Source organism: Antarcticirhabdus aurantiaca (assembly GCF_009765365.1).
GTDB lineage: Bacteria > Pseudomonadota > Alphaproteobacteria > Rhizobiales > Rhizobiaceae > Antarcticirhabdus > Antarcticirhabdus aurantiaca.
In genome coordinates, this window is the sequence record NZ_VTOM01000010.1 from 31,878 (window position 1) to 52,590 (window position 20,713).

Sequence of the window (20,713 nt, forward strand, 5' to 3'; positions counted from 1 at the left end):
CACGATGGCCGCGACCGACTACACGCCGGATGACATCGAGGCGTTCATCGCCTGCCTCGAGGAGGCGATCGCCTCCGGTGCGCGCCGCGTCACCTTCATGTCCGCCGGCACCCGCCGCGAGGTCGAATACAACTCGCTCAACGATCTCCTGCGCGCCATCGACTACTGGAAGGCCAAGCGGCCGAGCTACGAGCGGCCGTCGCTGACGACGCTGGCGAGCTTCTCGTCGTTCTGACCGTGAACGCGCTCGACCGGGTCATAAACTGGGTCTCGCCGGCGAGGGGGCTGGAGCGCGCCCGCGCCCGCGCGGCAAGCGAGGGCCTTGGCGCGGCGCGCATGCTCTTCGACGCGGCGCAGGCCGGCCGGCGCACCGAGGGCTGGCGCGCGGTTGCGACCGACGCCAACGCCGAGATCCGCGGGCAGGGCGACCGGCTGCGCAACGTCGCGCGCGACATGGTCCGCAACAACCCGCACGCCGCCCGGGCGAAGGCTGTCATCGCCAACAACGTCGTGGGCGCCGGCATCATCCCAAGCATCCAGGCCGCGAACCCGAAGGTCCGCGCCGAGCTCGATCGCCTGATGAAGGCGCACTTCGACACGACGGCGTGCGACGCCAACGGCCTTCATGACCTCTACGGCCTGCAGCACCTCGCCATGGGCACTGTGGCACAGGACGGCGAGGTCCTGGTGCGGTACCGGCCGCGGCGTCCCGAGGACGGGCTGCCGCTGCCGTTCCAGCTGCAGGTGATCGAAGCCGACCATCTCGACAACGCCATCGACGGGCCGCTCTCGAATGGCAACTGGGCGAGCCAGGGCATCGAGTTCGACCTGCGCGGCAAGCGGGTGGCCTACTGGCTCTTCCAGGATCACCCGGGCGCCATGACGGCGATGGGCATCGGCCGCTCGGTGCGCGTGCCGGCCGAGTTCGTCGCGCACATCTTCCGCGTCGACCGGCCGGGGCAGGCGAGGGGCGTCAGCTGGTTCGCGCCGGTGATCATGCGCCTGCGCGATCTCGCCGACTTCGCGGACGCGCAGCTCATGCGCCAGAAGATCGCCGCGTGCTTCGCCGGCTTCATCGAGATGGCGGACCCGCAGGTCGGCGCACCCTACGGCGAGAAGCAGGACGGGCAGCCGCACCCGGTCGAGAAGATGGCGCCGGGCATGATCCGGCGCATGGGCATCGGCGAGAAGATCACCTTCGGCGAGCCGCCGCAGGTGGACGGCTTCGGCGACTACATGTCGGTGAACCTCCACGAGATCGCGGCGGGCGTGGGCATCTCCTACGAGGCGCTGACCGGCGACCTCAAGGGCGTCAACTTCTCGTCGGGCCGCATGGGATGGCTGGAGATGCAGCGCTCCGTCGGCACGTCGCAGAACCACATCATGATCCCGCAGCTCTGCCACCGGGTGAGCGCCTGGACGCTGAACGCGGCCTCCGTGATCCTGTCCGGCCGCGATCGCGGCGCGACCATCGGCTGGACGCCGCCGCGCCGCGAGATGATCGACCCGACCCGCGAGGTGCCGGCCTCCATCATGGCGATCCGCGGCGGCCTCGCCTCGCGCTCGAACGAGCAGAGGAAGCTCGGCTTCGATCCCGAGGACCTCGACGCCGAGATGGCCGCCGACAACGCGCGGGCCGACAAGCTCGGCCTCGCGCTCGACAGCGATCCGCGGATCCTCAGCCAGGCCGGGCAGACCCAGGCCGTCACCATCCCGCCCGAGCGGGACTGAGCGCCAGCGCGCGCCACGACACAGGAGAACATCATGGCGCACCGGCTTCTCGTCGGCGGCGAGCTCGTCCTTTACGGCGACGTCGGCCGCATGTGGTACGACGACGACGGCTTCACCGCGACCGACGTCATGGAAGCGCTCGCCGAGTTCGGCTCGGGCGATCTCACCGTCCGCCTGAACTCCGGCGGCGGCCTCGCCTTCGAAGGCATCACGATCTTCAACCTGCTGCGCTCGCACGACGGCAGGATCACCATGATCATCGACGGCATCGCCGCCTCGGCGGCGTCGGTGATCGCGATGGCCGGCGACAGCCGCATCATGCGCCTCGGCTCCATGCTGATGATCCACGACCCGTCCTCGGTGACGTGGGGCGACGCTCGAGATCATCGCAACTCGGCCGACCGCCTCGACGCCCTCGCGACGAACGTTGCCGGCATCTACGCGAGGATCTCCGGCAAAGGCCTCGACGACGTCCGCGACATGATGCGGGTCGAGACCTGGATGAGCGCCGAGCAGGCGCTCGAAGGCGGTTTCGCGACCGCCGTCGACGAGGAGGCCGCCGAGGAGATGTCGGCCTTCGCCTACGACGCGTACCAGCACGCGCCGTCCACGATCCCGCAGGCGGCCTACCGCCAGCGGCCCGACCTTTCCGCCAACCCCTCGGCCCCGGCCGCGAAACCCAAGGATCACGACGTGACCGCACATAGCGCCACGGCCGCGCAGCTGGCCGCCACCACGACCCTCACCCCGCCCGCGATGGCGGCAGCCGCCGCGCCCGCGGCCGCGCCCGCTCCCGCCGCGCAGCCGGCGCCGGCGGCGCCCGCGGCTACAACGCAGCCGACGATGTCGGTGCGCGATGCCACCATGGACATCATGTCCCGCTGCCGCTCGGCGAAGCTCTCCTCCGACCAGACCTTCGAGGTCGTCGAGAAGGCGGCCGGCAACGTCGAGGCCGCGAAAGACCTCATCATCACGATGATGGCCGACCGCGACCCGCAGCCGAACATCACCTCCGCGAACCGCGTCACCGCCGACGGCCGCGACCGCTTCCGCGAGGGCGTGACGCTCTCGCTGATGCACAAGGCCGGCATGCAGGGCGGCCAGGTGAACGAGTTCACCGGCTATACCCTGAAGGAGCTGGCTCGCCTGTCGCTCCAGCACGCCGGCATGAAGTTCGACTATGCCGACCCGCTCGAGATGGCCGGCGCCGCGCTCGGCATGGTGACCATGCTGGGCGGCACCCACACGACGTCGGACTTCGTGACCGTGCTCGGCAACGTCGCCAACAAGTCGATGCTGCGCGGCTACGAGGAGGCGGAGGAGACCTTCGAGATCTGGACCGCGCGCGGCGTTCTCAACGACTTCAAGGAAGTCTCCCGCGTCGACATCGGCCTCTTCCCCTCGCTGAAGGAGGTGCCGGAAGGCGGCGAGTACAAGTTCGGTACCGTCGGCGACCGCGGCGAGAAGATCCAGCTCGCTACCTATGGCCGCATGTTCGCGATCTCGCGTCAGGCGATCATCAACGACGACATGAACGTGTTCACGCGCATTCCCCAGCGTATGGGCCGGGCGGCGCGGCGCACGATCGGCGATCTCGTCTACGCGATCCTCGTCGACAACCCGCCGATGGCGGACGGCAAGGCGCTGTTCCACACCGACCACGGCAACCTCGCGGCCACCAACGCCGCGCCGACCGTTGTCTCTCTGGACGCCGCCCGCGCCGCCATGGCGAAGCAGAAGGACGTCGACGGTCAGGCGACGTCCCTCAACATCCGGGCGAAGTACATGCTCGTGCCCGTCGAGCTCGAGGGCGTGGCGAAGACGCTGATGGCCGCCGAGTTCGATCCTTCGAAGACGCAGCGCGTGCCCAACAGCGTCCGCGACATGGCCCAGGTCGTGTCGGATGCCCGCCTGTCCGGCACCGCCTGGCACCTCGCGGCCGATCCGAACACCTACGACACGATCGAAGTGGCGTACCTGAACGGCAACTCGCAGCCGACGCTCGAGCAGCGCCCCGGCTGGTACGTCGACGGCGCCGAGTTCAAGGTCCGCATCGACGCCGGCGTGAAGGCGATCGGCTACCACGGCCTCTACAAGAACGCCGGAGCCGCGCCGGCCTGACCGCCCGCCTGATCGACGGCTGCGCCGGCGCATAGCCGGCCGGTACTCACAAAGGCGGCGCCGGGCGCCGCCTTCCTTGTTTCTCCGGAAGGACTTCCTCCATGAAGAACTATGTTCAGAACGGCGACACCGTGGGCCTGCCCGCGCCCTACGCCGTGAACTCGGGCGAGGGCGCCCTCATCGGCTCGCTCTTCGGCGTCGCGCTCGCCAAGTACGCGAACGGCGATCCGAAGGCGCAGTGGCGCACGGTCGGCGTCGTGAGCCTGCCGAAGACCTCGGCCCAGGCCTGGACGCCCGGGCAGAAGGTGTACTGGGACGCGACGAACAAGGTCGTGACCTCGACGGCGACCGGCAATACGCTGATCGGCGCCGCGACCGCCGTGGCCGCCAACCCGTCGGCGACGGGCGAGGTCCGCCTCAACGGCGTCGCCGTCTGAGGCCGATCGCATGACCGACTGGTTCCGACTGGCCGCCATGGTCGATCGACAGATGGACCGCAGATGGTCGGAACCCGTCCGCCTCTCGCCCCTGAAGAGCGAGAAACCCGATCCCTCGCGCGGTATCCTCGATCTCCGCGCGATCCTGTCCGACGGCGGCGGCAGCGAGAGCGGCGGTTCGCGCGGCGGCCCCCAGATGGGCGGCGGGCAGGCGCAGCTCATGATCGACCGCAACAGCTATCCCGACCTCGTCGTGAAGGAAGGGGACGCGGTCTGCGCCACCGGCCGCCGCGGCCGACCCTGGTATTCCGTGCTGCGCGTCGACGATCGCGGCGACACCCACCTCGTTCTGGAGCTCGGAGAGAAGTGAGCCTCGCCCGCGTCGCCCTGCGCATCGCCGCCGTCGAGGCCCTTCGGGGCCGCACTCGCATCGGCGCCAACGTCCTCGACAGCCAGATCGGCATCCTCGACGTCGCCGGCGACGGCGGCTTGCGGACCGACGAGGATCGGCCGTTCCTCGCCGTCTACACCGATGCCGGCAAGTCCGAGGGCGCCGAGGCGCGGAACCTGCGCGAGAATGGCGAGATCGACCTCGTCTTCGTCGTCGGGGTGATGACGGCGCTCACCGAGATCGACCCGGAAACCGGCGCCGCCCGGCTGATCGGTCTCGGGCTTCCGGGAACGGATGCCGCCTTCGAGTTCCTGCTCGACCTCGTCGACCGCCAGATCACGGCCGTGCTCACCGATCCGGCGAACGAGTGGTCGGAGATCTGGCGCAAGCTGGTCGACGAGGTCGTGCGCGTCGTGCGCCGGCGCGACGCCAGCGCCGGCGACGCCGACCGTCTCGCCGCCCGCGAGATCCGCCTGACCGTGAAGGTCAAGGCCGACCCCTTGTTCAACGCGACCCAGGCCGAGGGCTCGGTCTGGTCGAAGTTCCGCGCCAAGCTCGCGAGCGACCGGCCGGAGCTCGCCGCCGAGGTCGAGGCGCTGTTCGGCACGGTCGGCGCGGACCTCGCCCCCTTCGACTTCCAGCGCATGCGCGGCGCCAACGCCGGGGAGGCGAGGGCGCTCGGCTTCGCGCCGCACGATCCGGCGAACCCTGGCGCCACCATCAAGGCCGGCCTTCTCGCCGGGGGCCCGCACCTTCGTGCTCCCTGAGGACCTGCCGGGCCAAGTCGCCTGGCTCGTGCGTCAGCTCGCCGAGATGCGCCGGCGCGAGCGCAACCGCTCGCGCGAGGGCACGATCGTCGACGCCCGGCCGGCCGACGGCCTCTACCGCGTCCGTTTCCGCGACCCGGAGGGCGACGCGCCGGCCTTCGACGGCCCCTGGATGCGCGTCGAGGCGCTCTCGAGCGGAACGGTGAAGATCCAGGGCGAACCGGTGATCGGCCAGTCGGTGACGGTGCGCTCCGAGAGCGGCGACCTCACCGACGGCGTCATCGTGCTGTCCTCCTTCTCGGACGCCAACCGGCGCCCGCACGACAAGAACGGCGAGCTGAAGATCACGGTGGGCGAGGGGTTCGCCAGCCTCGTTTCCGCCGACGGCTCGGAGGCGACGAAGGCCAAGGCCCGCGTCCACGAAACGGCCGGCGACGTCATCTTCCGCTCGGGCGGCATCGTCCGTTTCGAGTAATGGCCAAGCCCGTCGCGACCCTCGGCGATCCCGGCTCGCATCCCGGCCGGATCGTCACCGCCTGCGCGCGCCACCGCGCGGACAACGGCCAGCTGATCGCCCGCGAGGGCGACACCTTCGCCTGCCTCATCCACGGCCCTCAGCCGATCCGCTCCGCCGTCTCGGCGAAGCTGATGGTCGAGGGCGCCATGGCCGCGCTCGACGGCTCGGTCGCCGCCTGCGGCGCCGTGATCCGCGCCGGCGCGTCCAGCCCCGAAGCCTGACACACCCGAAAGGACCCGCCCGTGAGCGATCCCGAGACCTACACCGTCGAAATCGAGGGCTTCATCCTCGGCGACTTCTACGAGAAGGGCGCGCCCGTGCTCCTCACCGAGCGCCAGGCCGTGACCTTCCGCCAGGAAGGCCGCGTGACGAAGGGCGCGCCCAAGTCCGCCAAGAAGGCCGACTGATCCATGCCGGCCTCGGCGGGCGTCGACGGCGCGACGGGTAAGCCCCTGACGGACTGGGGGCACGTCGCGCAGTCGATCCGGATCATCCTCCTCACGCCGATTGGCAGCCGCGTCATGCGGCGCGAGTTCGGCTCCGAGCTGCCGCTCCTGATCGACCGGCCGATGATCGCGCCCGTCATCCTCGCCGTGCGCGCGGCCGTCGCCAACGCGCTCGCCCGCTGGGAGCCGCGCTTCCGCCTGACCGGCGTCGAGGTCAACGGCGACGCCTCCGGGCTTCTCTCGCTCACCGTCATCGGCCGGTACCTGCCGCGCGGCCACCGCGGCGACGCCTCGCCAGCGAGCGACGAGGCGCGCTCTGTCGTCATCTCGACCCGAAGGACCGCCTGATGCGTGCTCCGACCGCCATCGACCTGTCGCGCGTGGCGGTGCCGGACGCGATCGTCGTGCCCGACTTCGAGGGAATGCATGCCGCCTTCGTGGCGCGCTTCCTCGCCTTCATTGCCGCCCGGCGTGGGGTCGACCCGTCGATCGCGCCCTTCGACGTCGAGAGCCTCGAAACCGATCCGGCGATCATCGCGGGCGAGGCCTTTTCGCAGCTGCGCGTCTACGACCGCCAGATCGTCAACGACGCTGTGCGCGCGGTTCTCGCTCCGTCGGCGAAGGGCGCCGACCTCGACAACATCGCCGCCGCCGCGGGCGTCCTGCGCCTCGTCCTCGTGCCGGTCGATCCCGAGCGGGGCGTCGCAGCGGTCATGGAGAGCGACGCGTCGCTGCTGCGCCGCTACCTCCTCGCCTTCGACAAGGCCGCCGCCGGCTCTGCCGACCGCTTCGTCTTCGAGGCCCTGACCGCTTGGCCGGCGCTCGGCCGGCCGGAGAACCCCGGCGACGTCAGCGTCGTCGGCCGCGCCGTTCACGGGCGCCGCGGCGACGTCGACATCGTCGTGTCGGGCCCGGGCGGGCGCGATCCGACGCCGACCGAGCTCGGCGTCGTGCGCGCCGCCGTCACGGCGTCCCACGTCGCGCCCGAGGCGGTCGCCGTGAACGTCCTCGCGGCGAAGCGCCGGCTCTACGCAGTGCGCTTCGAGATCGAGGTGCCGGAGGGGCCGGACAAGACGATCGTCGCGACGGAGGCGGCGCGCCGCGTTCGCGCGGCCGCGGACGCCCGCCGGCTGGTTGGCGGCGAGGTGCCGGCCGGGCTTCTGCACGGCGCCGCCTACGGCCCGTCCGTGATCAAGGTGCGGCCCGAGGCCGAGCCCCTCGTGATCGCGCCCGACGCCTACACAGTGCCGATCTGCACGGCGGTGACGATCGCCGTCATGGCCGGTGATCAGCTTGTCCTCGAGGTGGCGGCGTGATCACGGCCGACAAGCTCGTCCCGGAGGAGAGCGGTCTCGTCGCGCTGGCGCTCGCCTTCGCCATGTCCGACGAGCTGCCGGTGCCGATCCGGCAGATCATGGATCCGGCGACGACGCCGGCCGCCTTCCTGCCTTTCCTCGCCGCGCATCGCTCGGTCGACCTCTGGTTCGACGACTGGCCGGAAGCGAGGAAGCGCCTGATGGTGGCCGAGGCCGTGAAGCTCGCGGCCCTCAAGGGCACACGCGCCGCGGCCGCCGCCTTCCTGCCCTTCGTAGACGCCGAGATCCTCGATCGGATCTCCTATCCGCAGCGCTTCGTCCTTGGCTTCGGGGCGCTCGGCGTCACGCCGATCGACCACAAGCCCTTCACCACGCACTTCCTGATCAAGGTGCCGCTGCGCGCACCCGTCGCGCCGATCGTCCTCGGTCAGACGGGTCTCGGCGACGGCGCCCTTCAGGAGGTCGACCTCGATCCGATCCGGCGCGTCAACCGCGCCCTCGTCGTCTCCAAGTCGCCCGAGACACTCCTCTCGGCCGACTTCGCCCACCGCCGCCCGCTGACCTTCGGCGATCGCCCCAAGCTCGACGGCACCCACCGCGTCGGCGGTTGGGTCGACCGCAAGACGTTTCAGGACCTTCCATGAGCCAGCGCCGCAACTACGCTCAGGCCGAGATCCTTGGCCCGGCCGACCTCAACGATATGGGCCTCTTCGCCCAGGCCGCCGGCGACAATCTCGCCGGCGACGCGGTTGGTTATCCGTCGCATTGGGCAGGCTTCACCGTCGCGATCCGCTCCACTCAGGAGCTCCGGATTTCAGCCGGGCGCTTCTTCGAGGGACGTGTCGTCTATGCCAAGGGCGACGAAACCATCGTCAACCTTCAGTCCCACATCCCGCGCATCGCCACCGACGAACGGTGGGTGGCGATCCTGGTGAACGGCAAGGTCGAGACGATCGAATCGGATCGTTCCTTCCGGACCGGCACCGACCCCGAGACGGCCACGGTCGTCACGAAGAAGTCGCCCTCTCTGGTAGACCGCACGTTGGAGTTCCGCGTTCAACAGGCCCAGAACGCGCCGCCGCCGGCGCTTCGCCCGGTGGTCGCCGCCACCGACTGCTGCGTCGCCTATGTCCGCCTGACCGCCTCCGGCATCCAGACGATCGAGCCGGGCGAGGCCTTCCGCGTGAAGAGCCTCTTCGAAATCGGCGGCCGTGTCACCGACATGGAGCTCAATCTCACCTCGCTGCGCTTGCGCACCGAGGCGATCGAGACCAACCTCGCCAACGTCAACGAGAAGATCACCACCATTCCGCGCCCGGAGCTGATCCGGAACCTGATGCGCGACGCCGCCACCGTGCGGAGGCTTCTCAACTTTCCCCGCGAGGCACGCCAGTATTGGTACGATCCGGGCCTCGTGCCCGATCAGTGGGGTGGCCCCAAGCAGGGTTCCACGGGCGATGCCGATTGGCTCGCGCGCGTTCGCGAGGGCGTCCGTTTCCCCTGGGAGGCGTCCAAGCAGGGCCTTCTTCGCCCGAAGAACGAAGACGATCAGCGCATCCGCCTCAAGGGCCGCAAGATGATGCCGGTCTATACCGAGGCGGTTCGCATCCAGAACCTCGGTTCTGACGGCTCGCGCAACATCAGCCAGTTGCAACACACGATCACGACGGCGGTTCAGCGCACCGTGTCGCGCTCGGCCGTGTCGTACGGGCCGACCGTCCAGCAGTGCGAGAACGTCGCCGAGTGGGCGAACCTCGTCGACCGCCAGGCCGGCGAAACCTTCTCGAAGGGCAATGAGACCTTCCAGGTCGTCGGTCTCGCCGACCACTACAACAACACCGTGCCGGAGCTGACCGAGCTGCACGCCGTCTACAACATCCGCGAGGTGCAGACCCGGTCCTGGACGGAGACCTACTGGGACTACGTCACCGAAATCGTCGGCGTGAACGGCTCGGTCTATGCCCAGACGTTCCTCAACGCCCAACCGATGGTGGTCACCGCCATCAACCTGTTCGTCACGCGCAAGGGGACGGACGGCGATATCCATCTGTTCCTGTGCGAGACGACGGACGGCGCGGCGCCGCGCTTCGACAAGGTGCTGGGCAAAATGACGCTGAAGTACGAGGACATCGTGCTCGGCAAGAACCGCTGCGAGGTGCCGCTCGCCTTCCTGGAGCCGGGCCGCCGCTTCGCCTGGTTTACCGTCACCACGGGCAACCACGCGCTGGCGACGACGGGGAACAACAAGTTCCAGGGCGGCACGCTGTTCTACGGCACCGATGGCGGCTTCGCGCAAGGCGACCTTCTCGATGACTTCGCCTTCGAGATCGTGGCGGCGCACTTCACCAACGTCCGGACCGTGGTCGACTTCAACGCCATGGATCTGCCCGGAGGCATGACGCAGTTCGACCTCCTCTATTCGTCCTGGGCGCCGGCCGGCACCGGGCTCGAATGGTTGATCAAGCCAGACGGCTCGAACGTCTGGTTCCCGCTGAAGATCTACGGCGTGGACAACCCGCTCGTCGGCCTGCCGGCTTCGTGCGAGCTTCGCCTCGTGATGATCGCGACGCCCGACCTTGGGCCGATGATCGAGATCGACAACGTGGCGACCTGGACGACCTCGCGGCCGAGGAACGAGATGCGTGCCGTGTCGGACACGATCACCTTCGCGGCGGCGACATCGAAGATCCAGACCGACGTGGTGGTCGACGCCTTCGACGGCGACGTCAACACGGCGGTGCCGCGGCTGAAGGTCGGCGGGGCGACGCTCACCGCCGACGTGATCACCATGACGCCCGATCCCGACAAGCCGACGCGCCGCCGGTATCTGGCGACCTTCATCCTCGGCACTCCGACCACCACGGCGAAGCTGCGCTTCGACATGGCCACCACGAACAAGGTGGTCACCCCCTTCATCCAGAACGCCGCGGCCTACGCGCATTGAGGAGACACGGCCATGGCCAAGTTCGACGACGAGGCGGCCTACGACGTGACGCTGACGCGCCTCGTCAAGGTCGTGGGGATCGAGTTGCTGCCGCGCGACAAGCACGAAATGCGCGGCGGCTTCCTGAACCGCTTGGTGGAGGAGAACGGCCGCGATGCTGTTGACACCGCCAAGCGCCTCTAACGGCTACCACGTCACGGCGGAGCACGAGCTTTCCGACGAGCTTCTGAACGCGATCTTCGGCGACGTGCATGTGCGCCTCGTCGTTCTGGAAGCCGTCAAGCTCGATGCGCAGCTCGCCATCGATCAGGTGCTTGCGCTCTCGGCCGAGACGGTGGTCGCGACCCTCGCCGAAGAGATCGCCGCCGGGCGCGCCGGCCTGGCGCAGACCCAATCCGAGTTCGCGGAACTTCGCGAGGAGTACGAGGCGCTTCAAGCTGGCGGCCTCTTCGCCGCGCGCATCCAGGTCCAGCCGATCACCGGCTACACGGTCGCCAACGTCCAACAGGCGTTGGAGGCCATCGCGGGCCGGCTGGACACACTCACAGATCGCTTCAACGCACAGCGCCAGATCAATATGGCGTCCGTCTTCTTCGCGGGGCAGTAATGGCCGCCATCAACCAGGGGGTCGCCCCCGCAAACACGAACGTCGCGACGATCTACACCGTCCCGGCAAATCGGCAGGCCGCGCTCGTCTGCAACATCACGGCGCTGCTTGCTTGCAAGGTCCGCATGGCGGTCGGAAGCGGCGCATCGCCGGCTGCGACTGACTGGATCGAATATGACCTACCGCTGGGGGTCGGCGGCACGGTCGAGCGCACCGCCCTCGTCCTCAAAGCGGGCGACAAGGTGTTCGTGAGGACCGACACGGCGAACGCGATTGCCGCGCGTGTCTGGGGCGTCGAAGAGGCGGCTGGAAGCTGATGGGACGGAACGCAAACACGAATGTAGCCAGCGCCGGGCCCCGTCCCGAGCGCGCCACCGGGCCGGGCTCCAACGGCTACTGGCGCCGCGACATTTTCTTCCGCCCTGGCACCTACACTTGGAAAGCCGAGAAGGCTGGCAAGATCAAGGTGCAAGGTCTTGGCGCTGGCGCAGGCGGCAACATGATGCGCAGCGGAGCGAGCGCAGCTTTCGGCGAAAAGACGCTTACGGTTGCTATCGGCGACACCCTGACGATCGTTGTCGGCGAAGGCGGCACGGGTAACAACAGTGCGACGGTCCGCTCGGCCAACGGCACGTCCACGTCGATCAGCGGCACTCCGGTTGGCGGCACCCCGCTTACGTTTGTCGGGGCAACAGGGGTGAGCGGAGACGGAACCCTTGCTGGCGCCCCCGGCACGGCGACGGGACCTTGGGACAAGTCAAATCCTGGCGCAGTCGATACGGCCGGTCAGAAGGGCGGCCCTTCATCTGGTTCCCCTTTCGGTCCCGGCATCGTGTCGCAAGGCGAGGGTGGGGCGGGATGGGGTGGCCCCGCGACCGGCTTTGCGGGTGGTGGGTCTCACACGCCCGGCGTAGGCCAAGAGGCCGGCTCGGGGCTTCGCAGTCGTGCGGTTCGATCCCAAGGGGCTGTTGGTATCAACGATGGCTCCTTCGTCGGCGAATATGACTTCTGGGATCTTGCCGATGTTGATGGGCCAGGAGGCACTAGCGTCTTATACGCGAGCAGCCAATACTTCGGCTTCGCTCCTGGACCGGGCGGCGGCGGTCCTGGATCAGGCACAGCGACGGGAGTTACTCCCGGTCAAGCTATGAGCTTGCTTGGGGGAGGTCCCGGATCGGTGGGCAATGGATCTACAGGCGCCAAAGGCGGCTTCGGAGCCGGCGGGGGTAGCAGCAACGGAGGCACAGGCGGCAAGGGTGGCGACGCCATCGTGTTCATTTTCTGGGATGAGGCTGCGTGATGAAGCTCTGGGCACGCATTGAGAACGACCGCGTCGCGGAGACCTTCGAGCATCCGACCGACCCGACGCCGCTCTTCGTCCCCGATTGGACGTGGATCGAGGCGCCGGAGGGCACCCGCCAGGGCGCGACCTATGACGGGTCGACCTTCGCGAACCCCGAGCCGGTCACGCCTGATGAGCCTCCGGCTCCCGAGCCGGCGCGCCGCCTCAACCTGACGCCTGCGGAGTTCCGGAACAGCTTCTCGGCCTTCGAGGAAGTCGCGATCGTCGACTTCGCCGCGGGCGCCGAGGCCGAGACGGACGCGCAGGCGAAGACGATCCGGCGTGTCGTCGGCGTGTTCTTCGACCGGCTCAAGGACCCGCATTTGCAGACGGTCGACCTCGCCGATCCGCGCAACCTGGCGGGGCTCGACCTTCTCGTCGGCGCCGGCATCCTGACGGCGGAGCGGCGCGAGACCATCGCGAAGGGCCTGCCGGCGTGACAGCCGTCGACCACTGCACCGGCTGGTTCGAAGGCTGGTGGGCGGCGGCCTGCGCCGCGCACGACACCGCCTATGGTGCACAATCCGGCCGAGCGGCCGCCGACGCGCAGCTCTTCCACGACGTCGCCGTGAGCCTGCCCGCCTGGGCGACCGCGCACCCGGCGCTGGCCGTTGCCGGCGCCGCCGCGTCGGTGACGGTGGCCGGCGTCATGTGGCTCGGCGTCCGCTTCTTCGGCGGCCCCTTCTACCGGCAGGGCGGGCGCGACAAGCGCTGACCTGACCTTCCGACTTCAGCTCTGACCCAACCGCTAGGGCTCGGCATCTGCCGGGCCCTCTTCGTTTCCACGCCCGGCCGCCGCGCGCGCCGGATCTCGAAAGGTCCCCTTCATGGCCCTCCCGTTCCACCACGGCGCGCGCGTCAACCAGAGCGCCGAGGAGCTGACGCTCGTCCGCCTCTTCGACACGAGCACCGTCGGCATGATCTGCACCGTGCCGGTTGCCGACGCCTCGAAGTACCAGCTGAACACCCTGATCCACGTGAAGAAGCCGGCCGACGCCGCCGGCCTGCCGGCGCACGTTCAGGACCACATCGATTCGATCTTCGACCAGGTCATCACGAGCATCCTGATCGTTCTCGTCAGCGAAGGCGCGACGCCGGCCGCGACGATGGCGAACATCCTCGGCAACCAGGCGCAGAAGACCGGCATCCATGCCTTCATGAAGGCGACCGCCATGAACGGCATGCCGAAGCCCAAGCTCCTGCTCGCGCCCGGCCTCACCATGTCCTCGCCGGCCGACGGCGTCGCCTCCGTCGCGGTCACCACGGCCGGCCTCGGCTACACCGACGCCGTTACGGTCACGATCGTGCGGGCCGGCAGCGACACGACCGGCACCGGCGCCACCGCGCACGCGGTCCTCAACCAGGACGGCTCGATCAACGCCATCGTCGTCGACAATCCCGGCTTCGGCTACACCGCCAATCCGACCGTCACGATCGCCGGCAACGGCGCCGGCACGGGCGCCGCCGCCACGGCCGCGCGTGGCTCGGTGATGAGCCCGGTGATCGCCGAAGGCATGGGCGTCGCTGAGAAGCTGAAGGCCATGTTCTACGCCGACGGGCCGGACGGCACCGACGCGCAGGCCGTCGCCGCCCGCGCACTTGTCGGCTCCAAGCGCGTCGCCTTCTGCGACCCGCGCGTCCTGAAGACGATTGAGGGCGTCAACGTCGCCAAGCCCGCCTCGGCGATCTTCGCCGGCCTCCAGGCCAAGCGCGACCGCGAGCAGGGCGTCCACTGGGCAGGTTCGAACATGGTCCCGAACGGCGTCGTCGGCCTCAACCGGCCGGTCAGCTATCCGGAGGACTCCAACTTCCTGAACGCCAACCGCATCAACACCTTCGTCAACCGCGGCGACGGGCTTCGGGCGTGGGGCGTGTGGACCTGCTCGACCGATCCGCTCTGGCAGTTCATCCCCGTGGTTCGCACCCACGACGCGGTCAACGAGGCGATCGAGTTCGCCTTCCTGGAGTTCGCCGACCGTCCGGCGACGCTTGCTAACCTCGACTTCATGGTGATGAGCGGCCGGCGCGCGCTCGCCGACTTCGAGGCCGCCGGCATGCTCCTGCCGGGATCGGAGTTCCGCCTCTCGGGCGAGAACTCGCCGACGCAGGGCGTTCAGGGCGTCTTCCACTTCGCCATGAAGTACGAGGTGCCCGCGCCCATGGTCGACATCCGGATCGCAGCCTACCGGAACGTCGAGGTGGCCTACACCCTCCTGTTCGACTCGGTGACCGGCGAAGTCACCTACCGCTGACGGGGCGGGCGCGAGCCGCGCCCCTCCGCTTCCCTTTCCGACATCGTCATCACCTACGCCAGCGCGGCCCGCGCCGGCGCCTGAGGAGCCGCACCCATGGCCGACAACCGCCCCGCTTACGTGCAGAAGGACTGCACCCTCTTCGTCGACAAGCAGGCCCGCATCGGCCAGTGCTCCGAGATCACCGTCCCCGTCCTGCAGGAGACGGTGGAGACCATGCGCAACGCCGGCATGATCAAGGGCCGCGAGATCATGATGGGCTACGAGCCGACGACGGCGAGCTTCAAGGAGACCGCGCTCGACCCGAAGATGCTGAGGCTCTACGGCATCGGGCCCGGCTCCACGACGCCGATCATCGCCTACAGCTACCTCGAGGACGAGGACGGCGTGGAGCACACCGTGCGCTGCGAGATGGAGTGCCGGATCAAGACGGTCGACATGGGTGCGTGGGCGCCCGGGCAGAAGGCCGAGACGCAGTACGACCTCGCCAACCATTCCGGCCGGCTCTTCATCGACGACGAGGAGATCTTCGCCTGGAGCGACCTCGAGGTCAGCGTCGGTGGTCAGGTGCGCCAGCCCGGCCGTCGCGCCGCGCTGCGCATCGGCTGATCCGCGGATAGGGCAGGGCGGCACCCATGACGAAGAACCTTCTCGCGGTCGGCGCCGGGTCGGCCGCGACGACGATCGAGCTGCGCCGCGTCACGAAGGCGGACGAGGCGACGATCGGGAAGCTGTCGAACCACAACCGGCAACTCGAGGCCTATCTCTGCTTCGGCACCGGGCTCAGCCTGTCGGAGCTCGGCGAGCTGCGGCTCGCCGATGTCGGCAACATCGTCGTCGCGCTCGCGAAGGTCGAGGGATGCGAGATCGACGAGCCGGTCGGCCTGCCGGTCGACGACGGCATCATCTGGATGACGGCCGATGCCGACGATCGGGCGCCGATCTACCGCGGGATCGAGCAGATCTACGCCGTGTTCGCGACCGACGCGCCGCGCGCCGACGTCGTCGCGCCGGCCGAACCCGAGCCGGAAGAGCCGGCCGAGCCCGAGCTGCCGGTCGAGTACTTGGCGACCGCGGCCGAGATCTCGGTGCCGCTGCAGTTCCCGTTCAAGCTGGGCGAGGAGGCTGTTTCGGTAATCCGCCTGCTGCCGCCGTCCTTCGGCGACGTCGAGGCGGTGTTGACTGGGCGCATGGCCGAGATCGAGATGATCGGCCGGATGGCCAGCGTCTCGGTCGCGGCCCTGCGCGCGCTGCGCTGGCCCGACGCCGAGAAGGTGACCGCCGTCGCGCGCATCCTGATGCCGGCCACGTCCACCCCTTAGTTCGCCCCGGCCGCCGGCGTCGCCTCTTCGTCCCGCCAGAACTTACACTCCGGCCGATCATCAATGCCTGGGCCGACGTAGACCTCGGCCTTGGAGAGCTTCAGCCGAACGCCTTCGCCGCCAAGGCCAGCCTGGTCGAAGGCCTGTTGCATGAAGTCTTTCGAGCTCTCGAAGTCCATGCCGGTCAGTCCGGCGAGGCTTGCAGCGCAGACATTTCGGTAGATCGAATAGGATGTCGCGTCGGCCAGTTGCGGGTGAAGCACCTGCCCGTACGTGTCGATCTGGATGTCGCCCACAGACGCCGAGCACTTGCTGTCGTCGGGGCACGCACCGAATTCAGGCACGACGAACGTCGGCTCGATACCGATCTCGGCATCAATGACCGCAAGCGTCGCCTGCATATTCTCTTTCGGCCCTGCGACGCATGGAGCCGTGAGCAGCGCGAGGGCAACCAAGCCGCCAGCAATCCTGATCATCGTCTTCGGTTCCTCCCCGTCGGCTTCGCAGATGGCGCAGCCGATCATCCAATGAGAAAAGGATCGCGTCTTGGCAAGGCTGACTTCCGAACTCGTCCTCAGCCTGACCGACAAGGTGTCCGGCCCCGCGCGCAAGGTGGGGAGGTCGCTGGACGGGCTCGACAACGCCGTGCGCCGCAGCGGCAAGATGAGCGCCGCAACGTCCATGGCGATGGGGCGCGCTAATACGGCCCTGGCGGCCGGCATGGCGCAGGTCGCCGGCGTCCTCACGCCGGCAGCCATCGGCTACGGCGCGGTGCAGAGCATGCGGCGCTTCGCCGACGCCGAGCTTGCGGTCGAGCGCATCGGCATCACGGCCGGGTCGACGTCGGAGGAGACGCGCTCGGCCTTCGGCATCATCCAGAAGGCGGCGCACGACTATGCCATGACACAGGACGAGGTGACCGAAGGCCTCGGCACGCTCGTCTCGACAGGCCGCGACATGAAGGACGCGCTCGCCTTCCTGCCGTCGGTAACGGCGACCGCGCAGGCGTCCGGCTCGGCGATCGTCGACATCGCGAACACGGCGGACGCGGTCGGGCGCAACTTCAACATCGCCGGCCAGGACATGCAGAAGGCCTTCGACATCCTCGTCGCCGGCGGCAAGGCGGGCATGTTCGAGTTGCGCGACATGTCGGCTTACCTGCCCTCGCTCGCGCCCGCCTATCAGGCCCTCGGCTATTCGGGCGAGGAGGGGCTGCAGCGGATGGTCGCGACCCTTCAGGTCCTGCGCGCCGGCTCGGGCTCGGCCGAGCAGGCGGCGGCGGCCGCGATGAACGTCTTCTCGAAGATCAATTCCAATGAGACGGCGAGCAGCTTCAAGAAGTTCGGCGTGGATCTGCGCAAGGAGTTGGAGAGGGGCAAGCGCCAGGGCCGCGACCTCATCGAGGTCTTCGTAGACCTGACGCGCAAGACGGTGAACGGCGACTTGGCGAAGCTGCCGCAGCTGTTCGGCGATCAGGAAATGCAGATCGGCATGCGAGCGCTCCTCAACAACACGGAGCTTTTCGCCGAGGTGATGGGCAAGCTCGGCCGGTCGGCCGGCGCCACGGGTCAGGACCTCGCCCGCGTCCTCGACACCACCGACAAGAAGATTGCGCAGCTCTCGTCCAGCTGGGACCGGTTCGTTCAGAGCCTTGGCGCTGCCGTGTCGATCGCGGCGGTACCCGCGATGGAGACCTTCTCGAATGCCATCAACTCGGAGATTGACTACTCGGCCGGCATGGCGCGTGAGGAGGAGGCCGGCGGCAGCTTTGCCGAGAGCTTCGCGGAGTACCGACGGCTCTACGAGGAGGTGAACGGTAAGGGCCTCTTCAATGGCAACGCGATCCGAACCGCCTACAAGCAGGCGATGGGTGCCTTCGGGCGCGGTGAGATCGCCTCGCCCTACGAGCTGATCGAAAAGGAGCTGCGCGCGCGCCGCGGCGAGGGCGGTATCTCGCGCGAGCACAAGTACGCGCTCTCCGGCCTTGATGCCGCGCCATCAATCGACGGCGCACGCTCGACCGGCCGCATTCCCATCCCGGGCGAGCAGGGCGGCTTGACCGAGGCCGAGCAACGCGACCGATACAACCAGGCGCGGCGCCGAGCGGAGCGCTTGGCTCGCACTCCAACGGAGCGCGTCTTCGAGGATAGCGTGGACCGAGCGGAGGGCGTTCAGAGGCGGATCGCAGGCTCCATCGAAGGCCGGCCGACCGGCCCCGCCGCCGGACGCTTCGGCGGTGCCGATCCCGGCCGCTTCTCGGGCGCAATGCCCGACGTTGGCGGAACCGAGGCTCTGCGCGCATCGGTCGACCGTCTGACGGCCGTCATGCAGGCGGCCAACTCCGGTCGAGGCGGGCAGGTCGGCGACGGCCTCGGCCGCTCGACCGGCGCGCTCGCCACCCCGACCGCTCGCCCTGACGTCGCCGAGCCAGCGCGCCAGGAAGCGTCGATCGCCCGGCAGATCTTCGAGACCGCCGCGCAGGCGATGCAGGCGGTCATGAGCTTCACCGTCGCGCCAGGCGTCGACACATCGGGGATCGACGCCGCCATGAGCAAGACCGATGCCTTGGCGGCGAAGCTGCGGGCCCTGCCGGCGCTCGCCGCCCAGGCGGCGCAGGCGACCGCCAACGCGAACAACGCCGCCGGCCGGCAGGCAGGGCGCGTCGTGCGCAGCCAGTTCTCCGACGGAGGCGTGTGATCCATGGCCGGCCCTTCGACCCTCGCCCTCGGCGGCTTCGCTTTCGAGGCCTTCGGGTTCAGCTACGAGGAGCGCTCGCGGCGCCTCGACGCGCGCTGGGCTTCGGTCCCAGTCGCCGGCGCGGTCGACGCGCGCCAATGGACGGGTGGAACCGGACGCACCGAGACGATCCGGGGCGTCCTCTTCCCGGCCGAGTTCGGCGGTCTCGCCGCGCTCGACGGGATCGCGGCGCTCGCCAGCGCCGGCCAGCCCGTCCCCTTCGTGTCGATCGGCGACGGCAACAACGTCTTCGGCATGGTGATCATCGAAGAGATCGAGGAGGACATCGGCTTCGTCCTCGCCGACGGCACGCCGATGAAGAACGGCTACCGCATCGAGCTCGCGCACTTCCCCGGCCGCGACTTCACGCCGGCATCCGTCCTCACCGGCCTAGTGGGCCTGTTCTGATGGCCGACACCTACACGATGCGCCAGGGGCAGACCGTCGATCAGGTCTGCCGCGAGATCTACGGCGACGAGAGCGGATTCGTCGAAGCTGTGCTCGCCGCCAATCCCGGGCTTGCCGCCAAGGGCTTCTTCCCCGGCCTCGGCACGGTCATTGTCGTTCCCGACCTCGCGCCCGCCGACGAGGTGCCGGCGCCCGTGACGCTCTGGGACTGAGACCATGCGACCACAATGCAAGATCACCGTCGACGGGCAGCTCGTCTCCGGCGTCTTCTCCTCGCGCATCGTTTCCTGCGAGGTGATCGACCAGGAGGGCGTCTCGGCCGACACCGTGTCGATCACCCTCAACGACGATCCGCCGGCCGCGCTCCCTCGCATGGGCGCGACCATCCGCGTCTGGATGGGCTATGCCGGCCGCCTCGTCTTCATGGGCGCCTTCGTCGCCGACGAGGTCGAAGCCGAGTTCAAGCCGTACCAGCTGACGATCACCGGCCGCTCGGCGGATCTGCGCAAGGCCAAAGCCAAGCAGAACCGCGAGCGGCACTGGGACGACAAGACGCTGGGCGAGATCGTCTCGCAGATCGCCTCCGAGCACGGCCTCGCGCCCCGCGTCGATGCCGAGATGGGCGCGCACGTCTACGACTGGCTCGGCCAGCAGGGCGAGAGCGACATCCACTTCCTCGAGCGCCTGGCAGAGCGGCACGGCGCGACCTTCGGCGTAAAGGACGGCAACCTCGTCTTCGCCGCGAAGGGGGCAGGGCGCTCGGCCTCGGGCGCAGCCCTTACGCCGATCGTCGTCACGCTCGCCGACCTCGTCGAGGGCACCGGCCGGATCCGCCTGTCGGACAGATCGCAGTACAAGGCGGTGACGGCGAGTTACCAGGATCGGGAGAAGGCCAAGCGCGTCGACGTCGAAGAGGACAGCGACGAGGCGGGCGAGGCGATCTACCGCCTCGGCGAGCCCTTCGCCGACGAGAAGGAAGCGCGCCGCGCCGCAAAGGCGAAGGCGCGCGACCTGAAGCGCAACGGCGGATCGTTCTCCTGCCAGATCGTCGGCAACCCGCAGGCTCGCGCCGGGGCGCCTTTGACTTTCGCGGGCGTGCGGCTCGGCGCAGACGGACGGCCGTTCATCATCGAGAGCGCACGGCACGCCTTCTCGAAGAGCGGCTACACGACCTATCTCGACGGCAAGCTGCAGGCGGATCCGGCCGGCGACGCCCGCGCGATCGAAGCGGCGCGAACGACCGGCAGCGTGCCGGTGCCGACGACCGCGCCGCGCTAATCCACAAGCCTTCCACCGGCTCTCCACCGTCCGATCACAAGCTTTCCACCGAGCCCGCCCGGCAGCCGCCGCGGTGGGCTTTTCATTTCGCGAGGGAC

26 protein-coding genes are annotated in these 20,713 nt (G+C 69.0%); 25 read left to right on the forward strand and 1 reads right to left on the reverse strand.

What is annotated here, in order from left to right; genetic code table 11:
• Nucleotides 1-4: 4 nt before the first annotated feature.
• The 21 genes from FZN60_RS13370 (at nucleotide 5) to FZN60_RS13470 (ending at nucleotide 16,193) form a co-directional block, all read left to right on the forward strand.
• Nucleotides 5-235, forward strand: coding sequence for a phage head-tail joining protein (locus FZN60_RS13370; protein ID WP_158873990.1), 231 nt, complete (start codon nucleotides 5-7; stop codon nucleotides 233-235).
• Nucleotides 236-237: 2 nt separating this feature from the next.
• A complete protein-coding gene (locus tag FZN60_RS13375; protein WP_158873991.1) occupies nucleotides 238-1,731 on the forward strand; it encodes a phage portal protein in 1,494 nt (497 codons plus the stop codon).
• 33 nt (nucleotides 1,732-1,764) lie between these two features.
• Entirely contained in the window at nucleotides 1,765-3,852 is a 2,088-nt protein-coding gene (locus tag FZN60_RS13380) for a ClpP-like prohead protease/major capsid protein fusion protein (RefSeq protein ID WP_158873992.1), read from the forward strand.
• A gap of 101 nt (nucleotides 3,853-3,953) precedes the next feature.
• Nucleotides 3,954-4,289: a DUF2190 family protein gene (locus FZN60_RS13385; RefSeq protein ID WP_158873993.1), complete on the forward strand. Its 336-nt coding sequence runs from the start codon at nucleotides 3,954-3,956 to the stop codon at nucleotides 4,287-4,289.
• 10 nt (nucleotides 4,290-4,299) lie between these two features.
• Nucleotides 4,300-4,659: a hypothetical protein gene (locus FZN60_RS13390; protein WP_158873994.1), complete on the forward strand. Its 360-nt coding sequence runs from the start codon at nucleotides 4,300-4,302 to the stop codon at nucleotides 4,657-4,659.
• Nucleotides 4,656-5,447 carry a hypothetical protein gene (locus FZN60_RS13395; RefSeq protein WP_158873995.1) on the forward strand — a complete coding sequence of 264 codons (792 nt, stop codon included), beginning with the start codon at nucleotides 4,656-4,658 and terminating at the stop codon, nucleotides 5,445-5,447. Before FZN60_RS13390 ends, FZN60_RS13395 begins: the two co-directional genes overlap by 4 nt.
• Nucleotides 5,437-5,922 (forward strand): phage baseplate assembly protein V, encoded by a 486-nt coding sequence (locus tag FZN60_RS13400; RefSeq protein ID WP_158873996.1) that lies wholly within the window; start codon nucleotides 5,437-5,439, stop codon nucleotides 5,920-5,922. Before FZN60_RS13395 ends, FZN60_RS13400 begins: the two co-directional genes overlap by 11 nt.
• A complete protein-coding gene (locus FZN60_RS13405; RefSeq protein ID WP_158873997.1) occupies nucleotides 5,922-6,185 on the forward strand; it encodes a PAAR domain-containing protein in 264 nt (87 codons plus the stop codon). The genes FZN60_RS13400 and FZN60_RS13405 overlap by 1 nt, the downstream gene beginning before the upstream one ends.
• Before the next feature lie 21 nt (nucleotides 6,186-6,206).
• The gene (locus FZN60_RS13410; protein ID WP_158873998.1) at nucleotides 6,207-6,371 is read left to right on the forward strand and encodes a hypothetical protein; all 165 of its coding nucleotides are present in this window, start codon (nucleotides 6,207-6,209) and stop codon (nucleotides 6,369-6,371) included.
• 3 nt (nucleotides 6,372-6,374) lie between these two features.
• Nucleotides 6,375-6,758: a GPW/gp25 family protein gene (locus FZN60_RS13415; protein ID WP_158873999.1), complete on the forward strand. Its 384-nt coding sequence runs from the start codon at nucleotides 6,375-6,377 to the stop codon at nucleotides 6,756-6,758.
• Nucleotides 6,758-7,726, forward strand: a complete 969-nt coding sequence (locus tag FZN60_RS13420) for a baseplate J/gp47 family protein (RefSeq protein WP_158874000.1) — start codon at nucleotides 6,758-6,760, stop codon at nucleotides 7,724-7,726. The genes FZN60_RS13415 and FZN60_RS13420 overlap by 1 nt, the downstream gene beginning before the upstream one ends.
• A complete protein-coding gene (locus FZN60_RS13425; protein ID WP_246726779.1) occupies nucleotides 7,723-8,370 on the forward strand; it encodes a phage tail protein I in 648 nt (215 codons plus the stop codon). The genes FZN60_RS13420 and FZN60_RS13425 overlap by 4 nt, the downstream gene beginning before the upstream one ends.
• Entirely contained in the window at nucleotides 8,367-10,670 is a 2,304-nt protein-coding gene (locus FZN60_RS13430) for a hypothetical protein (RefSeq protein ID WP_158874001.1), read from the forward strand. The genes FZN60_RS13425 and FZN60_RS13430 overlap by 4 nt, the downstream gene beginning before the upstream one ends.
• A gap of 12 nt (nucleotides 10,671-10,682) precedes the next feature.
• Nucleotides 10,683-10,853, forward strand: coding sequence for a hypothetical protein (locus tag FZN60_RS13435; RefSeq protein WP_158874002.1), 171 nt, complete (start codon nucleotides 10,683-10,685; stop codon nucleotides 10,851-10,853).
• Entirely contained in the window at nucleotides 10,825-11,277 is a 453-nt protein-coding gene (locus FZN60_RS13440; protein ID WP_158874003.1) for a hypothetical protein, read from the forward strand. Before FZN60_RS13435 ends, FZN60_RS13440 begins: the two co-directional genes overlap by 29 nt.
• Nucleotides 11,277-11,594 (forward strand): hypothetical protein, encoded by a 318-nt coding sequence (locus FZN60_RS13445; protein WP_158874004.1) that lies wholly within the window; start codon nucleotides 11,277-11,279, stop codon nucleotides 11,592-11,594. Before FZN60_RS13440 ends, FZN60_RS13445 begins: the two co-directional genes overlap by 1 nt.
• 982 nt (nucleotides 11,595-12,576) lie before the next feature.
• Complete coding sequence (locus FZN60_RS13450) at nucleotides 12,577-13,059, forward strand: hypothetical protein (protein ID WP_158874005.1); 483 nt, start codon at nucleotides 12,577-12,579, stop codon at nucleotides 13,057-13,059.
• Nucleotides 13,056-13,334, forward strand: coding sequence for a hypothetical protein (locus tag FZN60_RS13455; protein WP_158874006.1), 279 nt, complete (start codon nucleotides 13,056-13,058; stop codon nucleotides 13,332-13,334). Before FZN60_RS13450 ends, FZN60_RS13455 begins: the two co-directional genes overlap by 4 nt.
• Before the next feature lie 112 nt (nucleotides 13,335-13,446).
• On the forward strand, nucleotides 13,447-14,871 hold the full coding sequence (locus FZN60_RS13460) for a phage tail sheath subtilisin-like domain-containing protein (protein ID WP_158874007.1): 1,425 nt from the start codon (nucleotides 13,447-13,449) through the stop codon (nucleotides 14,869-14,871).
• Between the two features lie 96 nt (nucleotides 14,872-14,967).
• Nucleotides 14,968-15,480: a phage major tail tube protein gene (locus tag FZN60_RS13465; RefSeq protein WP_158874008.1), complete on the forward strand. Its 513-nt coding sequence runs from the start codon at nucleotides 14,968-14,970 to the stop codon at nucleotides 15,478-15,480.
• A gap of 26 nt (nucleotides 15,481-15,506) precedes the next feature.
• Nucleotides 15,507-16,193, forward strand: coding sequence for a phage tail assembly protein (locus FZN60_RS13470; RefSeq protein ID WP_158874009.1), 687 nt, complete (start codon nucleotides 15,507-15,509; stop codon nucleotides 16,191-16,193).
• On the opposite strand, the gene FZN60_RS13475 is transcribed toward FZN60_RS13470, so the two are convergent.
• The gene (locus tag FZN60_RS13475; RefSeq protein ID WP_158874010.1) at nucleotides 16,190-16,717 is read right to left on the reverse strand and encodes a hypothetical protein; all 528 of its coding nucleotides are present in this window, start codon (nucleotides 16,715-16,717) and stop codon (nucleotides 16,190-16,192) included. The genes FZN60_RS13470 and FZN60_RS13475 overlap by 4 nt on opposite strands.
• Before the next feature lie 22 nt (nucleotides 16,718-16,739).
• On the opposite strand from FZN60_RS13475, the gene FZN60_RS13480 reads away from it, so the two are divergent.
• From FZN60_RS13480 to FZN60_RS13495, 4 genes are read left to right on the forward strand one after another with little or no spacing between them, the layout of a single operon-like run.
• Nucleotides 16,740-18,890: a phage tail tape measure protein gene (locus tag FZN60_RS13480; protein WP_158874011.1), complete on the forward strand. Its 2,151-nt coding sequence runs from the start codon at nucleotides 16,740-16,742 to the stop codon at nucleotides 18,888-18,890.
• A 3-nt stretch (nucleotides 18,891-18,893) separates the two neighbouring features.
• On the forward strand, nucleotides 18,894-19,337 hold the full coding sequence (locus tag FZN60_RS13485; protein ID WP_158874012.1) for a phage tail protein: 444 nt from the start codon (nucleotides 18,894-18,896) through the stop codon (nucleotides 19,335-19,337).
• A complete protein-coding gene (locus tag FZN60_RS13490) occupies nucleotides 19,337-19,549 on the forward strand; it encodes a tail protein X (RefSeq protein ID WP_199266559.1) in 213 nt (70 codons plus the stop codon). Before FZN60_RS13485 ends, FZN60_RS13490 begins: the two co-directional genes overlap by 1 nt.
• Nucleotides 19,550-19,553: 4 nt before the next feature.
• Nucleotides 19,554-20,615 (forward strand): phage late control D family protein, encoded by a 1,062-nt coding sequence (locus tag FZN60_RS13495; RefSeq protein ID WP_158874013.1) that lies wholly within the window; start codon nucleotides 19,554-19,556, stop codon nucleotides 20,613-20,615.
• The last annotated feature ends 98 nt before the right edge of the window (nucleotides 20,616-20,713 follow it).

Coding starts and splice junctions, on each gene's coding strand:
- FZN60_RS13450 (WP_158874005.1), top strand. CDS start 12,577: ATGAAGCTCTGGGCACGCATTGAGAACGACCGCGTCGCGGAGACCTTC.
- FZN60_RS13370 (WP_158873990.1), top strand. CDS start 5: ATGGCCGCGACCGACTACACGCCGGATGACATCGAGGCGTTCATCGCC.
- FZN60_RS13420 (WP_158874000.1), top strand. CDS start 6,758: ATGCGTGCTCCGACCGCCATCGACCTGTCGCGCGTGGCGGTGCCGGAC.
- FZN60_RS13405 (WP_158873997.1), top strand. CDS start 5,922: ATGGCCAAGCCCGTCGCGACCCTCGGCGATCCCGGCTCGCATCCCGGC.
- FZN60_RS13380 (WP_158873992.1), top strand. CDS start 1,765: ATGGCGCACCGGCTTCTCGTCGGCGGCGAGCTCGTCCTTTACGGCGAC.
- FZN60_RS13460 (WP_158874007.1), top strand. CDS start 13,447: ATGGCCCTCCCGTTCCACCACGGCGCGCGCGTCAACCAGAGCGCCGAG.
- FZN60_RS13430 (WP_158874001.1), top strand. CDS start 8,367: ATGAGCCAGCGCCGCAACTACGCTCAGGCCGAGATCCTTGGCCCGGCC.
- FZN60_RS13385 (WP_158873993.1), top strand. CDS start 3,954: ATGAAGAACTATGTTCAGAACGGCGACACCGTGGGCCTGCCCGCGCCC.
- FZN60_RS13445 (WP_158874004.1), top strand. CDS start 11,277: ATGGCCGCCATCAACCAGGGGGTCGCCCCCGCAAACACGAACGTCGCG.
- FZN60_RS13465 (WP_158874008.1), top strand. CDS start 14,968: ATGGCCGACAACCGCCCCGCTTACGTGCAGAAGGACTGCACCCTCTTC.
- FZN60_RS13390 (WP_158873994.1), top strand. CDS start 4,300: ATGACCGACTGGTTCCGACTGGCCGCCATGGTCGATCGACAGATGGAC.
- FZN60_RS13415 (WP_158873999.1), top strand. CDS start 6,375: ATGCCGGCCTCGGCGGGCGTCGACGGCGCGACGGGTAAGCCCCTGACG.
- FZN60_RS13475 (WP_158874010.1), bottom strand. CDS start 16,717: ATGATCGGCTGCGCCATCTGCGAAGCCGACGGGGAGGAACCGAAGACG.
- FZN60_RS13440 (WP_158874003.1), top strand. CDS start 10,825: ATGCTGTTGACACCGCCAAGCGCCTCTAACGGCTACCACGTCACGGCG.
- FZN60_RS13495 (WP_158874013.1), top strand. CDS start 19,554: ATGCGACCACAATGCAAGATCACCGTCGACGGGCAGCTCGTCTCCGGC.
- FZN60_RS13490 (WP_199266559.1), top strand. CDS start 19,337: ATGGCCGACACCTACACGATGCGCCAGGGGCAGACCGTCGATCAGGTC.
- FZN60_RS13485 (WP_158874012.1), top strand. CDS start 18,894: ATGGCCGGCCCTTCGACCCTCGCCCTCGGCGGCTTCGCTTTCGAGGCC.
- FZN60_RS13470 (WP_158874009.1), top strand. CDS start 15,507: ATGACGAAGAACCTTCTCGCGGTCGGCGCCGGGTCGGCCGCGACGACG.
- FZN60_RS13435 (WP_158874002.1), top strand. CDS start 10,683: ATGGCCAAGTTCGACGACGAGGCGGCCTACGACGTGACGCTGACGCGC.